18 protein-coding genes are annotated in these 14441 nt (G+C 68.7%); 6 read left to right on the top strand and 12 right to left on the bottom strand.

Translation table 11 applies throughout. The features are described 5' to 3' along the window. The first annotated feature begins 150 nt into the window (after positions 1-150). Positions 151-936 carry an SDR family oxidoreductase gene (locus NDR87_RS01485; RefSeq protein WP_251909178.1) on the top strand — a complete coding sequence of 262 codons (786 nt, stop codon included), beginning with the start codon at positions 151-153 and terminating at the stop codon, positions 934-936. A 1-nt stretch (position 937) separates the two neighbouring features. Here the strand turns inward: NDR87_RS01485 and NDR87_RS01480 are convergent, their stop codons facing one another. The 3 genes from NDR87_RS01480 to NDR87_RS01470 form a co-directional block, all read right to left on the bottom strand. After that, a complete protein-coding gene (locus NDR87_RS01480) occupies positions 938-1825 on the bottom strand; it encodes an amidohydrolase family protein (protein WP_251909179.1) in 888 nt (295 codons plus the stop codon). A 16-nt stretch (positions 1826-1841) separates the two neighbouring features. Continuing rightward, positions 1842-2879, bottom strand: a complete 1038-nt coding sequence (locus NDR87_RS01475; RefSeq protein ID WP_251909180.1) for a nucleoside hydrolase — start codon at positions 2877-2879, stop codon at positions 1842-1844. Between the two features lie 63 nt (positions 2880-2942). Then, complete coding sequence (locus tag NDR87_RS01470) at positions 2943-4172, bottom strand: FAD-dependent monooxygenase (protein ID WP_251909181.1); 1230 nt, start codon at positions 4170-4172, stop codon at positions 2943-2945. Positions 4173-4273: 101 nt separating this feature from the next. On the opposite strand from NDR87_RS01470, the gene NDR87_RS01465 reads away from it, so the two are divergent. Further along, positions 4274-4849 carry a TetR/AcrR family transcriptional regulator gene (locus NDR87_RS01465; protein ID WP_251909182.1) on the top strand — a complete coding sequence of 192 codons (576 nt, stop codon included), beginning with the start codon at positions 4274-4276 and terminating at the stop codon, positions 4847-4849. A gap of 35 nt (positions 4850-4884) precedes the next feature. Further along, positions 4885-5634: an alpha/beta fold hydrolase gene (locus NDR87_RS01460; RefSeq protein ID WP_251909183.1), complete on the top strand. Its 750-nt coding sequence runs from the start codon at positions 4885-4887 to the stop codon at positions 5632-5634. Positions 5635-5690: 56 nt separating this feature from the next. On the opposite strand, the gene NDR87_RS01455 is transcribed toward NDR87_RS01460, so the two are convergent. The 3 genes from NDR87_RS01455 to NDR87_RS01445 form a co-directional block, all read right to left on the bottom strand. Next, the gene (locus NDR87_RS01455; protein ID WP_251909184.1) at positions 5691-6794 is read right to left on the bottom strand and encodes a glutamate--cysteine ligase; all 1104 of its coding nucleotides are present in this window, start codon (positions 6792-6794) and stop codon (positions 5691-5693) included. Positions 6795-7180: 386 nt separating this feature from the next. Beyond that, positions 7181-7957, bottom strand: a complete 777-nt coding sequence (locus tag NDR87_RS01450) for an O-methyltransferase (protein ID WP_251909185.1) — start codon at positions 7955-7957, stop codon at positions 7181-7183. A gap of 270 nt (positions 7958-8227) precedes the next feature. Beyond that, positions 8228-8620 (bottom strand): hypothetical protein, encoded by a 393-nt coding sequence (locus NDR87_RS01445; protein WP_251909186.1) that lies wholly within the window; start codon positions 8618-8620, stop codon positions 8228-8230. A 398-nt stretch (positions 8621-9018) separates the two neighbouring features. On the opposite strand from NDR87_RS01445, the gene NDR87_RS01440 reads away from it, so the two are divergent. After that, on the top strand, positions 9019-9318 hold the full coding sequence (locus NDR87_RS01440) for a hypothetical protein (RefSeq protein WP_251909187.1): 300 nt from the start codon (positions 9019-9021) through the stop codon (positions 9316-9318). A 72-nt stretch (positions 9319-9390) separates the two neighbouring features. Further along, complete coding sequence (locus NDR87_RS01435; protein ID WP_251909188.1) at positions 9391-9975, top strand: nitroreductase family deazaflavin-dependent oxidoreductase; 585 nt, start codon at positions 9391-9393, stop codon at positions 9973-9975. Here NDR87_RS01435 and NDR87_RS01430 read toward each other — a convergent pair. The 5 genes from NDR87_RS01430 to NDR87_RS01410 form a co-directional block, all read right to left on the bottom strand. Beyond that, complete coding sequence (locus NDR87_RS01430; RefSeq protein WP_251909189.1) at positions 9947-10657, bottom strand: class I SAM-dependent methyltransferase; 711 nt, start codon at positions 10655-10657, stop codon at positions 9947-9949. The genes NDR87_RS01435 and NDR87_RS01430 overlap by 29 nt on opposite strands. 69 nt (positions 10658-10726) lie before the next feature. Next, positions 10727-10927: a DUF6186 family protein gene (locus NDR87_RS01425; protein ID WP_251909190.1), complete on the bottom strand. Its 201-nt coding sequence runs from the start codon at positions 10925-10927 to the stop codon at positions 10727-10729. Continuing rightward, positions 10924-11340 carry a hypothetical protein gene (locus tag NDR87_RS01420; protein ID WP_251909191.1) on the bottom strand — a complete coding sequence of 139 codons (417 nt, stop codon included), beginning with the start codon at positions 11338-11340 and terminating at the stop codon, positions 10924-10926. Before NDR87_RS01420 ends, NDR87_RS01425 begins: the two co-directional genes overlap by 4 nt. Before the next feature lie 87 nt (positions 11341-11427). Further along, a complete protein-coding gene (locus NDR87_RS01415; RefSeq protein WP_251909192.1) occupies positions 11428-11943 on the bottom strand; it encodes a hypothetical protein in 516 nt (171 codons plus the stop codon). Between the two features lie 75 nt (positions 11944-12018). Then, positions 12019-13485, bottom strand: coding sequence for an SDR family NAD(P)-dependent oxidoreductase (locus NDR87_RS01410; RefSeq protein ID WP_251909193.1), 1467 nt, complete (start codon positions 13483-13485; stop codon positions 12019-12021). 212 nt (positions 13486-13697) lie between these two features. Here NDR87_RS01410 and NDR87_RS01405 point away from each other — a divergent pair, with 212 nt between their 5' ends. Continuing rightward, on the top strand, positions 13698-13934 hold the full coding sequence (locus NDR87_RS01405) for a hypothetical protein (RefSeq protein WP_251909194.1): 237 nt from the start codon (positions 13698-13700) through the stop codon (positions 13932-13934). Between the two features lie 2 nt (positions 13935-13936). On the opposite strand, the gene NDR87_RS01400 is transcribed toward NDR87_RS01405, so the two are convergent. Further along, positions 13937-14386 carry a hypothetical protein gene (locus tag NDR87_RS01400; RefSeq protein ID WP_251909195.1) on the bottom strand — a complete coding sequence of 150 codons (450 nt, stop codon included), beginning with the start codon at positions 14384-14386 and terminating at the stop codon, positions 13937-13939. Between the last annotated feature and the right edge of the window lie 55 nt (positions 14387-14441).

The raw sequence follows: 14441 nt of genomic DNA, 5'->3' as shown, positions 1-14441 counted from the left end.
CGGCTCGGGCTCGGGCGGGCGATCTATTCGCGCTCGGCCGAATGATCGATTCGGGGCTGGCGAGGGGTCGTGCCCAGGGCCTAGAGTTAGAGAACGTTTGTTATCTATAAGGGTCGGGCGGCCCGGAAGCCGTGCTCGGAGGGAGGGTCGATGCGTCGATTCGATGGGAAGGTGGTGGTGGTGACCGGCGCGGCGTCGTTGATCGGAGCCGCGATCGCGCTGGAATTCGCTCGGCGCGGGGCCGCGCTGGCGCTGTGCGATTCCGACGAGTCCGGTCTGCGGGAGACCGCGCGGCAGTGCGCCGCGCTCGGGGCCGCGGTGAGTACGCAGGCGGTGGACGTGGCGAGCCGCCCCGCGGTCTACTCCTTCGCCGATCGGGTCGTGGCCCGGCACGGCCGGGTCGACGTGGTGGTCAACAACGCGGGCGTCGGCGTGCTCGGCGACCGGGCGACCGTCAGTGACGACGGCCTGGAATCGATCGTGGACCACAACTTCTGGGGCATGGTGCACGGCACCCGCGCCTTCCTGCCCGCCCTCGAACGGGCGGGCGGCGGCACCGTGGTCAATGTGTCGAGCGGCTCCGGACCACTCGGCCTGCCCGGCCGGACATCCTCTGCCGCAACGAAGTTCGCGGTCCGCGGCTTCACCGAGTCGCTGCGGGTGGAGCTGCTGGTGTCGGGCGCACACACCCGCGCCATGTGCGTCCACCCCGGCGGCCTCCGCACCGGCGCTGCCCGCCGTCCCGCGGCCCACCTCGCCCACACCAGCCCCGGCCGCGCCGCCCGCAGAATCGTCGACGGCGTGGCCCGCCACAAGATCCGCCTGCTGGTCGGCCCCGACGCCATCGCCACGGACCTGCTGCAGCGCCTGTCCCCGGTGGGCTATCAGCGCCTGAGTGTCTTCGTCACCCGACAGTTCCTGCGCACCTACGCGTGATTCAGGCCAGCCCGAACAGCTGGGCGGCATTGTGGTGGCAGACCTTGCGCAGCCACTCGTCGCCGAGGCCGAGCCGTTCGAGGGCGTGCAGGGCGTGGGCGTAGGTGTAGGGGATGTTGGGGAAGTCGCTGCCGAACAGGATGCGGTCGGCGAGGGTGGTCAGACGGGGGAGGGCGGCGCGGGGGAAGGGGTCCTCGGCCTCGAAGAAGTCGGTGAAGTTCATCGTGGTGTCGAGGCGGACCGCGTCGTAGCGGTCGGCGAGATCCAGGAATTCGACATATTCGGGGGAGCCCATGTGGGCGATGATCAGGGGAAGGTTCGGAAAGCGGCGCAGCAGCGCGGATACCGGGCCGGGGCCGGTGAAACGGCCGGCGGCCGGACCGGATCCGCAGTGGATGACCGTGGGGACCCCGGCGTCGGCGAGCATGCCCCAGACGTCGGTGAGCAGGGGATCGGTGGGGTCGAAGTCGCCGACCTGGATGTGCACCTTGAAGACTCGCGCACCGGCGTCCAGGGCGCTGCGCACATAGCCGGGTGCGCTCGGTTCGGGATAGAAGGTCGCGGTGTGCAGGCAGTCCGGTGTGCGGGCGGCGAATTGGGCGGTCCAGTCGTTGAGCCAGGCCGCCATATCCGGCTTGTGCGCGTACACCAGGGCGGTGAACGCGCGAACTCCGAAGGCGCGCAACGTCTTCACCCGCACCTGTTCCTCGTGCCGATAGGTGATCGGCCATTCGCGTCGGGTCAGCGGGCCCGCCGAATCGAAGTACGCCCACACCTTGCGCATGACCGAGTCCGGCATGAAATGCGTATGCACGTCGATGATCTCGGGCAGGCCGATCCGGTCCCGGAATTCGGTGACATACCCGATGTCGTCCTCGTCGACGCTCATCGCGACCTCCTGTGTGTCAGGCGGGCGGATACACCGCACGCGCGAAATCGCCCACCCGGGCGATCATCCGTTCGAAGAAGATGCGGGGATCGGTGCCGATCACGATGTCCGCATTGGGTTCGCGGCCCCACATGCCCGCCCAGTCGGCGACGGTGGTGCCGCGGGTGATCGCACCGCCGAGTTCGACGTCCACGGCCGCCGCCCGGATGCGCGCCGGACTCGGATCCAGCGCGACCGCCGCCGCGAACGGGTCGTGCATATGCGCCAGATATCCCTGGTCGTGGGCGCGGTGGAATTCGAAGTAGAACCGCACCGCGTCGGTGACGAACCGCACGATGGGATTGCTCGCCTTCGACCGCGTCCCCGGCGTGTCGACCTCCGAAACCTCCTGCACCGGAAGGCTGTCCGCGCGTTCGGCCAGCCGTGTCAGATGCACGGGGTGCATCTCGACGGTCTCGGTGACGTCCAGCCCGCACACCAGCGGACGGCGCTGCGGCGGCGCCGCGGCGAAGGCGTCGAAGACCTCCTTCCACGCCTCCGGATCGACGTGCACGTTCCACTCATTGGTCGGGGTGGTGTTTCCCGGATGGTTGAACGCCCCGCCCATCACCACCAATCGGCCGAGCAGCCGCGGCAATTCGGGCTCGATCCGCAGCGCCAGCGCGAGATTCGTGAGCGGACCCGTGCACAGGCCCACGATCTCACCGGGATGCGCGCGCACCAGATCCACCCACAGCTCGGCGGCCGAGCGCGTGGACAGCGCGCGCGGCGACAGCGGGAACTCGGCATAGCCCACCCCCTGCGGGCCGTGGGTGTCCTCGGTGGTGCGCAGCGCGATCGCCAGCGGCGTCGCCGAGCCGAGCGCGACCTCGATCTGCGGTGCGCGGCACAGATCCAGCAGCGCAAGGTTGTTGGCGGCCACCCGCGGCGCGGGGACGTTGCCCGCGGTGGCGGCGATCCCGACGATCTCGGCCTCGGGGCTGGCGAGCAGATACAGCAGCGCCAGCGCGTCGTCGATCCCGGTGTCGACATCCATCATGATCTTCTGCCGCATCCTGCCGAGCCTAGCCAGCGTCGCGCCCCCGGCCGCACACGGCCGGGGGGCTTGCCCTTGCGATCAGTAGTTCGGCAGCTGGAATCCGTCGTCGGCGGGCGTGAACAGCTTCGCGGCCAGCGGCCGGATCGGCCGCGAGGTGAGCAGGCGCAGATTGGTGCGGAACAAAGTCGCGCCGATGCGGGACGCGGGCAAGATGAACTCGAGGCCGCCGCCGGGAATCTTCTTGGCCTGGTCCAGGAACGGCGTGAGCCGCTGTTCGTAGCGCGCCAGCGCCGTGGGCAGATCGCCCGGCCCGGCGGCGATCTCGTTGCCGAGGATGTACGCCCCGACCAGGGCCATCGCCGTGCCCATCCCGGTCAGCGGCGAACCGCAGAAGCCCGCATCGCCGAGCAGGGTCACCCTGCCGGTGGACAGGCTGGGCATATCGACGCGGGCCAGCTCGTCGAAGTAGAAGTCCGGGGCCGAGGCCATGGCCGCGAGAATCCGCGGCGCGTGCCAGCCCGCGTCGGCGAGCATCCGTGCGATCAGGCGCTGCTGGGCGGCGACATCGCGGCGCACGGCAGGATCGGTGTCGGTGCGCAGGGTGATGATCGCCTTGGACGTCGCCGGATCGCGATCGGGCCGGATCGAGACCGAGGCGCCCGGCACGAAATGCGTGGTGAACCAACCGGGTTCGACGCCGGGCGGGGTCGCGATGGTGAAGAACGAGGCGTAGCCACCCAGGTAGATGCTGAAGCGCTCCTCGGGTCCGAAGGCCAGCCGCCGGGTGGCCGAATGCACGCCGTCGGCGCCCACCACCAGATCGAACCGCTCGATGCCGCCCGAGGCGAAGGTGACCTCGACCCCGGTCGCGTCCTGGCGCAGCGCCTGGATGTGCTCGCCGTAGCGGTAGTCCAGCGCGCCGCTGCCGGGGGTGAGCCCGGCGGCCGAGACCTCGTCGAGCAAAACCTGATTGAGATCGCCCCGGGCGATCTCGATCTCGGCGACCGGGCCCTTGCCGTCGAACATCTCCATCGGCATGCGCGCGTAGACGCGCCCGGTCCGGTCGACATAGGCCATGCCGCGCTCGTCCAGCTGGTACTTGCGGATACCGGGCATGATCCCCATCCGCTCGGCGACCTCCCGGCTCGGCCCGCGCAGATCCACCGCCTGCCCGCCCGCGCGCGGCTCGGCCGCGCGCTCGACGACGGTGACCGTGATTCCGGCCCGAAGTAGTTGCAGCGCAACGGCATTCCCGGCGATGCCGCCGCCGGAAACGAGGATGTGGGGGCGGTGGGTGGGGGTGCTCATGGTGGCGATCCTGTCTTGTTCAGATGTCTTAGACAGATGTGTAACACGCTACTTGCACGATTGTCTAGAACAAATGTCTAAGACGCTGCTAGGGTGGCCTCATGGGAAATCGCGAGGACCTGTTGACCGGCGCTCGCAAGGCGATCCTCGAGCGCGGTCTCGCGAAGGTGACCGCCCGCGATATCGCCGCCGCCGCCGGTGTCAGCCTGGCCGCCATCGGCTATCACTTCGGCTCCAAGGATCGGCTGGTCGTCGAGGCGGTGACCGAGGCCGTCGGCACAGAGATCGGCGACGGTATGTACGCCGCCATCCGCGATGCGACGGGGGAGGGGTCGGCGCTGTGGGAATCGCTGGCGGGTACCTGGAACGGGATGCTCGACGTCGTGCGGGACCACCGCGAGCAGTTGCAGCTGAGCTTCGAAAACGCGTCCAATGTGATGCGTTCGGAGGAACTGCGGGCGTATATGGCCGAGGCCTGCGAAACCGCCTACGAGGAGCTGGCGCAACTGCTGCGCGAGCTGCATCCGGAGCTGTCGGCCGAGGCGGCCCGCGCGGTCGGCAAGGTGTACTTCGTGCTGTTCCAGGGCTGGGCGCTCATGGGGATGATGGCCCCGGCCGCCGATCCGCTGACCGGTGAGGATGTCGCGCTGGCGGTGAAAACCCTGCGCGGCAAGTAGATTGCGAGAGCGGAGTCGACGAGCGGGAGGTATGCGTGGGGGCCGAGATCACCGGCACGAAATGGTTGCGGGAGTTGCGCGGCGTGCCGGGTCCGCGCGCGGTGCTGGTGTGCTTTCCGCCCGGTGGTGGTTCCGCCGTCGCCTATCGCGCGCTGGCGGGCCGCATCGGCGGCGCGGTGGCGGTGTTCGCGGTGCAGTATCCGGGCCGTCAGGACCGGCTCGGCGAGCCGATGATCACCGACCTCGCGGCCCTGGGCGAGGAGGTCGCGCGCGATCTGGCGGTGGGGCAGACGCCGCTGGCGCTGTTCGGTCACAGCATGGGCGCCACGGTCGCCTTCGAGACCGCTCGGCGGTTGCAAACCCGGGGGCGCGATCCGATTCACCTGTTCGTCTCCGGCCGCATCGCCCCCGACGCCCCGTACGAGGGCCGGCTGCACGAGGGCTCGGACGCGGAACTGATCGACGAACTGGAACGTCTCGCCAACGATCCGGCGTCGGTGGCCGTCCTGCGGTCCGAGCCGACGCTCGCCGAGATCGTGCTTCCGGCCGTCCGCGGCGACTACCGGGCGGTGGAAACCTATGCGTTCCAGCCGGGAGAACCTTTGCGCTGCAACGTTTCCGGGCTGGTCGGCGACGAGGATCCGACGGTGACGCCGGATCGGATGCGCGAGTGGCAACGCCACACCACCGGCGAATTCGATCTGACCGTCTTTTCGGGGCGGCATTTCTACCTCGACGAAAACCCCGGTGCCGTAGCCGATCTCGTGAACGCGCGGCTGGCCTGAGCCGACCGGCGGGGTAGGGGGATGGGCGGCGCCCGGTGGCGGCGGCCGTCGCGAGTTCACCGGCAATCCAGCAGCGTGGCCTCGGCCATCGCGGCGATGACGTCCTCGGTTCGGTGGCGCCGCCGGAAGGCGCGCACCTGGCGGATCGCGCCGTTGCCGTGGGCGAATACCGTTGTGAGCGAGCGGTTCACGCGTTCGCTCTCGCCGAGGCGGTCCAGCGCGGGGGCGATCTCGTCGACGAGTTCGCCGAGCAGAACGCGGGCGGGCGCGACGCGGGCGTCGAGCGGATCGAGCAGGTCGGCGGTGAGGCCGGTGTGGGCGGCTCGCCAGTAGGCGGCATGCAGGAGTTCGGGGGCCACGATCGGGGCGGACCGCCCCTCCGCCAGATGGGTCAGGGCCGTCATGACGCTGGCACGGATCAGCGTGGCCAGCAGGACCGTCTCCTCGACCGTCGCGGGGACGTCGCTGATGCGGATCTCGACCGTGGGATAGGTGACCGATGGGCGGACGTCCCAGTAGACCATCTGCGGATCCAGGATGATGCCCGCGGCCTGCATGGTGCGCACGGTCGCCTCGTAGTGCTCCACGGACATGAAATGCGGGGGCGGCCCGGCACTCGGCCATCGTCGCCACTGCACGCTACGCCAACTGGCATAACCGGTTTCGGCATCGCGGTGGATCGCCGAATTCGCGGTGAGTGCCAGGAACAGCGGCAGCCGCGGCCGCAGGAAGTTGCTCACCTCGATGGCGGTGGCCCGGTTCGGAATCGCGATGTGCACATGGCAGCCGCACAGCGCCGTCTCCTGCGCCAGCACCCCGAAGCGGTCGGCGATCCGGCGATAGCGCGGCGTTTCGGTGATCGGCAGCAGCGGCGGTACCGTCGGCGGCAGGGCGACCGCGAGCAGGCGGGCACTGTTCTTCTCGGCGCAGTCGGCGATGGTGCGTCGCAGTTCGCGCAGTTCGCGCAGCAGCGCGGCCGCCTCGGTGTGCACGCCGGTGCTCGCCTCCACCTGGCAGCTGCTCAGCTCCAGCTGCAATTCGATGCCGATTTCGGTCGCCGCGCGCGCCACTTCGAGGTTGCGCGCGACCGGTGTCCCGGTGTTGCCGTCGACGAGCAGGAATTCCTCCTCGACCCCCACGGTCGGGGCATCGGTGTTCATTCTGAGGCAATACCCAGCGGCAACGCCGGATAACGCGGTACGGCTCAGGCGGGCAGCGACCGTCGGTGCCGGGTGGCGCGCCAGTAGCCGAACCGGGATGCCGCGACGGCGAAGGCGACCAGCACGCGCACCAATTCCGGTGCGTCGCGGGGATACAGCACGGTGGTGAGGTAATTCTCCAGCCACGTCAGTGGGGCATTCGAATTCGAACAGCACCGTGCCGAAAGGCCCGGCCGAATGGCGCCAGGTGCGGCCAGATGGTCCGGCGTCAGCGCCAGGCCAGAAATCCGCCGACCAGCACGTAGGTGACGAACAGGAAATGCAGACCGCGGTGACAGTCGGTACATTCCGCCAGCGTGGGCGGTGTGTGGCTCGATGCCGAGTGCTCAGCCCAGGTATTCCGACTCGAGCACCAGATCCTTGAGCAGCGACTGATATTCGACGTGCGCCGGATGGTCGACGGTATGCCAGCTGGCGCCCTCGTGCTCGCGCATATAGCGCAGATAGTCCGGCGCGCCCGGCAGTCGCATATTGTCGGCCACCACCACGGTGCCCGCGTGCAGCCAGCCGGTGGCGAGCAGTGTGCGCAGATCGGGCAGATACGAGGTCTTGGTGTGGTCGAGGAATACGAAATCCAGTGTGCCGAAACCGAATCCGTGATCGACCGCCAGCCGCCGCAGCGTTTTCCCGCCGTCTCCGATCCGCCCGACCACGACATCCACACGCTGCCTCAGCCCCGCGTGATCGAGGATGGCGCGGGCGATCTCGGCATTGGCCGCGCTGAATTCCACCGACACCAGCCGCGCGCCCGGCGGCATGGCCCGCGCGATGCGCACCGCGCTGTATCCGCAGTAGGTCCCCAATTCCAATGCCTGCCTGGGCTGCGCGCGCCGCACGGCCGCGTCCAGGATCAGCCCCTTCTCGTCGCCGACGGTGACCAGCATGCATCGGTTACGCGCGAAGTCGTCGATGGTCGCGAGCACATCATCCGGATCGCCCGGCTCGGCATGCGCGAGCACATGATCCCGCAACGCCGCCTCCCGCCCGTCCCCGACCTGCCCGGTCCGCTGAAAGTTGGGCAGCCCCAACCCCATCCGCACCCATGACCATCGCGCGAACGGCACTCGATCCCGTAACCGCGCCCCAATCCCCGTGCCGCCCATGCGCCCTCCCAAAATCCGGACCGTACCCGCCCCCCGATTATGCGCGGCTTCGCAACGACCGAGAACGCCGAAATTCCAGGGGTTGCGGGGAGGGGTGGGGTGTGAATCGGGGCAGGCCAGGCACTTTCATACCTATACGCAGATATGCGTATCTAAGCATGTATAGGTCACCAGGTCGTGTCGCCAGGCCGAGAACGCTCGGACCGAAACAAGCCAAGGAGGAGAGGCTCTGACGGCGGGGCAGGTGGTCGGAGTATTGGGCCGCCAGGGCTAATGGGTAACGACTGGGGAAGGGAGGTCGATTGCCGTTTCGGAACGGCTATTGCGGCGGCCGCTGGCAGGGGGGTGGTCGTCGCTGTCGTCGTTGTCCGGGCGGATGCAGCGCAGCATGTCGTTCTTCAGTTGGTCGAGGGTGTGCAGCAGCCCTTGGGCGTGGGGTCCGAAACGGTCATCGGCGCCGGTTGGGGACTGTTGTTCGGGAGTGGAGGGGTGGTCGGTGGATTCCTCGGTGCAGTCGGGTGTGGTCGATTGCAGTGTCAGTACGGCGAGGGCTTTCCACGTGCAATTGCGGGGATGACACGTGCGGTGTGTTCGCATCATCTGTTCGGCCTGTCGGATATCGGTGTGCCCGCAGATATTGGCCGCCGATGGTTCGTGATACATCAACCCCCCGTTCGTCAATCGTCCTGGCCGGGTCGGGGCATGGTGTAGGCCATGACCTTTCCGCGTGGCGCTCTCGAAATGATTTGTCCGGCATCTCGGACGACCCTGGCCGAGACACCCGTTTACACCTTCGTTGCCGCGACGGTGCGGGATTGGTCGTCGCGTGCGCGCGGGCAAGGAAGTCGAAAAGGCTGTCTGCGAAGAGAACTCGGATGCGCCTGTCGAGGTCGTCGCATCGGATGGATTGCTCAAACGTCCATTCGGTGCGGCGGGCCGTCTCGACATTCGGCCGGTGGTGGTCCCGCCGGAGGGCGCGCGGGCGAGGGGTGGGTGACACGCAGTCGACAACACGCCCACCGGATTCGGCGCACAGGGCCCGGACACCATAGTGTTCCGCTATGACGAGTGATCGGGTCGGAGTGCTGGCGACGCGGCGCCTGAGCGTCGGGGGCAGTGATGTGCTGGTCACCATCGGCGCACCGCGCCGTCGGGGGTCCGCCGCCGACAGTCCCTACTGCTGCCAAATCGACATCGAAGGATTAGGCACCGAACTGGTTCGCCTGCAGGCCATCTCACCGAGCCTCGGCCAGACGGTCGCGATCGCGCTGTCGGCGGTGACGCAACGACTCCACGTCGAGGCTACCGACTTCCTCGCCGACGCCCGGCTGGGATCGCCGGGTCGAACCAGCGACAGCTGACCCGAAGCCGAGGGCATGGTCGGGATTCGCCGTATTCTGAGAGAAGCAACCCAGTCGCGTTCAGGGGGCGTCATGAACGAACCGGCGATCGGACCCATTCCCGACTCACTGCGATACCGCGACGGCGACTACACACCGGAACGGTTTCGTCGTCGCGACCAGCCGCCGACACTGCGGCAGATTCGGCGGCTCACTCGGCCGCTGCGGGCGTTGCACTCCGTCTGGTTCACCGTTCGCCTGCCGCACGGCGTCGGCGTCCTCACCACGACCGGTCGCAAGAGCGGCAAGCCCCGCCGGACTTTCGTCAAGGCGATACGAGAGGGCGACAGGGCCTATCTGGTGTCGATCCGAGGTGAGCGGGCGTTGTGGCTGAAAAACATTCGCGCCGACCCTGTCGTGTCGGTGCGCCTGCGGGACGGTACCTTCACCGGCGTCGTACGCGACTTGCGCGACGATTCCGAACGCCGTGCCGCCTATCTCGCGTTGTGCGACCGAGTGCACGCATTCGATTACGCGGAGAACGCCTTCCACCGTCGCGGCTTGCCGAGCCGCACGAAGATCTTGGAACTGCACCGCGCCTGGTTCGAAGGCGGCACGCCGCTCGTGGTCGACCTCGATCCGGCCGGTGTCAATGGGCGGTCAGGGCGAAGAAGATGAACTGAGGACTACGGGTCAGGTGTCGATAGCACTGCGGATCGCTGTGGGCCAGTTCGGGATCCGGATCGGGCTCGACGATGTCGTCGATGGTGAAGCCCGAGGCCTTGAACGCCGTGACCATCGCGCGCAGTGGGCGGTGCCAGAATCGCATGCGCATCGTCCGGCCGTCTCGTTGCCAGTCCTCGGTGTAGGTATAGGTTCCGAAGTAGTCGTCGCTTCCGCTTATCCGCATGTCCATGACGGGATGGTGAGTGGACAGCACCAACCGGCCGCGGGGGCGGAGCACCCGGCGGAATTCGCCCAGGACAGGTTCCCACTCCGCCAGATAGTGCATGACCAGTGCCGAGAGCACCAGATCGAACGTGTTGTCCTGGAACGGCAGCGGTTCGCCGAGGTCGGCCCGGTGCAATGGCACCGCGGGACCGAGTCGCTGCCGAGCGATGTCGAGCAGGCCCGCGCTGCGATCGATCCCGGTGACGATCGCCCCGCGCCGGATCAGGTCGGCGGCATGCACTCCGGCCCCGCACCCGGCGTCGAGGACCCGCAGCCCGCCCACAGCGCCCGCCAGGGAGAGGATCGCGGGTCGTTCGTACAGCGCGTTGTACGGATTGGTTTCGTTGTTGCGGGCGTACGACTGCGCGAAATCGTCGTAGTCGTTGTACCGCACCTTCCCCTGGGCCACGGCGCCAAGGCTATCGGGAACCGGCGCGAGCGGTCGCGGGCGATGACGGTGCGTCGGTTGCCACCGTCGTCATCTGGCGAGGAAGTGCCAGCCGATCCATCCCCATGCCAGGATCGCGACCACGGCCGCGGTCCGCGTCCGGGTCAGGTAGGCGACCGTCTGACCGAGCGTCGCCGAACCACAGTGTCGCCGGTGCGTCACCGCGAGCGCGCCCAGCGTAATCACCAGCAGGACAACGAACCCTGCGATGACAACACCCCGTTCACTCATCGCCGCGCCAGTCGCCAGCCGACCCACAACCACGCCAGCCACCCCGCGAACCGCAGTGGTCCCTGCTGCAGCACCGGATCCAGCAGGGTCGACAGCGTCGGATGCTCCGCACTCGGCTGCGTCCAATCCGGCTGCCGGACATAGGCGAACGCCTCCCAGGCCAGCACGGCAGCCAGCAGCCCCGACCAGACGTAGATACCCCGCCGCAGCCGCGAGGTCGGTCGGTTAGGGACAGCTGGCCGACGCAACACCAGTACCAGCAGCACACCGACCGGAATCAGTACCAGCGCGGTGGCCGCTGCCGTGAACGGCCGCGTAGTCGTCCCGATCCCGGCGAGCCCCACCCACATCGCCACCACCACTGCCCGACGCCACCGGGGTGGGCCCGTCACTCCCCCCGACTCCACGCTCACCACCGCAGCCTATGACGGCGTTTCCGAATGCCGACGTCCCCTCACCAGCATTGCCGTCACCGGCGATACGTCCCCCCGCCGCCCGGCTCATACGAACGTGAGGCTGTCCACGGTTCCGTTGCCGGCGGAGACCCCGGGGCCGAGGCAGCCGAGGATCATCTGGGGGGTCCAGACGTTGTAGTTGGCCACTATGCGGACGCGGCGGCCCGCGCCGTGGCCGGAGATGATGTCGAGTTCGCCTACGGTGGGTTGGATCATGCCTACCGGCCAGGGGCCGCGGACGGTGCTGGTGGCGCCGGTGGACCAGGCGATGGTGAAAGTGAGGGGGCCGTCGGCGGGGTTGAGGCAGCTGGAGGTGGACTCGTGGACTCCGGCCACCGTGGCGGTGGTGCTGCCGTCCACGCCGGTGCAGTCGCGCAGGGTGCCCGCGGTGTGGAAGGTGACCTGGCGGGGGATCATCGAGATCGGTTTGTCGACGCTCCAGGTCAGCTCACCCCCGCTGCAACCGGCGCGGGCGGGTTCGGCCTGCGCGGTGCCGCCGACGGGGATGAGGGCGGCGGCGGAAAACAGGGTCGCGGCAAGGGCTTTCACCGAGGTGCGCACGCTATGTCCTCTCTGTGGGCAGCCACAATCGTTGAGGAGCTTAGCGTCCGGGGCCGACATGTGCGGCGGAGTCCGTTACCAATTCGATGGGGCGTAATCCTTGAGGAAACAGCCGTACAGGTCCGTGCCGTTCTCGCCGCGCACGATCGGGTCGTAGACGCGGGCGGCGCCGTCGACCAGATCCAGCGGCGCGTGGAAGCCCTCCTCGGCCAGACGGACCTTGGTGTAGTGCGGGCGCTCGTCGGTGATCCAGCCGGTGTCCACGGCGGTCATGAGGATGCGATCGGCTTCGAACATTTCCGTGGCGCTGGTGCGGGTGAGCATATTGAGCGCGGCCTTGGCCATATTGGTGTGCGGGTGGCCGGGACCCTTGTAGCCGCGGCCGAAGACGCCCTCCATGGCCGAGACGTTCACGACGTATTTGCGGCGGGCGGGCGAGGCGGCCAGGGCGGGGCGCAGGCGGGAGATCAGGATGAACGGGGCCACCGAATTGCACAGCTGCACCTCGAGCAGTTCGGTGGCGTCGACCTCGCCGACGGTCTGCACCCAGCTGTTGGTGTGCGCGAGATCGGGTACCAGCCCGCCCGCGTCGATGGCCACGCCACGCGAAATGCGTTCGGGGGTGGCCGATCCCGCGACCAGGGCCAGATCGGTGATGTCGGCGGCGGTGAGGGTGGGGGCGAGCGAGGCGGTCAGCGCGGTCGGGTGGGCCTGCATGGTCTTGCCGAAGCTCACGGTGTCGGGCAGCTCGCCCGCGGGCAGCGGGCCGCTCTCGGCCTCGACCAGCGCGCTGTAGGCGCCGGGGGAGCGGCGCACGGTCTGGGCCGCGTTGTTGATGAGGATGTCCAGTGGTCCGGCGGCCGCGACGTCGTCGGCCAGCGCGACCACCTGGGCCGGATCGCGCAGGTCGATGCCGACGATGCGCAGCCGGTGGATCCAGTCGGCGCTGTCGGGCTGGGCCTTGAAGCGGCGGATCGCGTCGTTGGGGAAGCGGGTGGTGACGGTGGTGTGCGCGCCGTCGCGCAGCAGCCGCAGCGCGATGTACATACCGATCTTGGCGCGGCCGCCGGTGAGCAGGGCGCGGCGGCCGGACAGATCGGTGCGCGCGTCGCGTTTGGCGTGGTTGTCCGCCGCGCACGCGGGGCACAGCTGATGGTAGAAGGCGTCGACACGGGTGTAGCGCTGTTTGCAGATGTAGCAGGGCCGCGGCCGCACGAAGGTGCCGGCGCTCGCGCCGGCGGCGTTGGAGGACAGCGGAATTCCGGCGGTCTCGTCGTCGATCCGATTCGGCGAGCCGGTGGCCGTGGCGGCCACCACCGCCCGATCGGCGTCGGATACCGCATCGCGCGCCTCGATCCGCCGCCGCTTCTTGAGCTTCTTGAACATATGCCCGACCGCGCGCTGCACGACCACCGACTCCGGATGATCCTTGTCCAGCCGACCGGCCTGTTCCAGTACACGCAGGCACACCGCCAGCTCGCCGGGGTCGATGACCGAATCGGGCGAGGGCGCGGTGGTCGTCGTCGAATCGTGGTCGGCCATCGTGCTGTGCGGTGATCCTTCGTGCGGGGGTCGTTTGCCGCGCCCATTGTCGCATCGGTGCGGCGGTGGGCCCGCACACGGCCGGTGGTGGCAGCGCTCGGTGCGTGCGGATGTGAGGAGCATCTCCTGGATGATGTCCATCGGCTATGAAATCGTCGGGTGTGGGGAGAATTCGCAACACCGGTTGAGGCTCGATCGGAAAGGGGCTCGTCATGCGCAAGTCGCTCGTCATCGCCGCTGTCGCCGGATCCCTCGCTCTGGCGGGGGCGGGTAGCGCCCAGGCCAATCCGCCCGGCGGCGACCCCTGGTCCATGCCGAGCAACGGCACCGCGCAGTGCACGCTGCTACGTGAACCGCTCATCCGCGCCGCGCTCACCACCTACGACACCCCGGCGCTGCGGTTCCTGAACTATCCGGTCGCCGCCGCCTACTCGCTGATCTGCGGGTAGCGCTACGGCCCGAGGGTGCCCTTCTGCAGGTCCATCGGCAGCGGGAACCCGTTGACCAGGCAGGAACTGCCGGCATTCAGGCCCATCCGGCGCACCTCGATATCGAGGCTGCGGCGCGACTCGCGCCCGCCGGGTTCGGAATTGACCACCTCGATCGTGTGCCAGCCCAGCCGATCCGGCGTCCAGCGGACCCAGTAGCCGCCGGTCGGATACGGCTGGAGCGGCCCGGCCTCGACGCCGTCGATGGTGAGGCGGGTGTCGGGTAGCACCGGCTGCCACAGGCTGAAGCCCACCTCGTGCGGGCAGCCCAGCACCGGTCCCTCGGATCCGGTGTACATCACGGCGATGCCGCCGACGTCGGCCGAGGCGGCCGGGAGCGGGGCGCACAGCAGCGCGGCGGTGGCGGCGGCCGCGGCGGCGGGGACGAGCCGAATTCGCGCAGAGCGTGTCATGACGACTCCGTTCGTTGAGAGTTCAGTTCGGTAACTGAACAGTAGCTCGGATTTC

This window comes from Nocardia sp. CDC159, assembly GCF_023740735.1.
GTDB classification, from domain to species: Bacteria; Actinomycetota; Actinomycetes; order Mycobacteriales; family Mycobacteriaceae; genus Nocardia; species Nocardia pulmonis.
The sequence above is the reverse complement of the archived record's forward strand: the minus strand, read 5'-3'. Positions and strand labels throughout refer to the sequence as shown.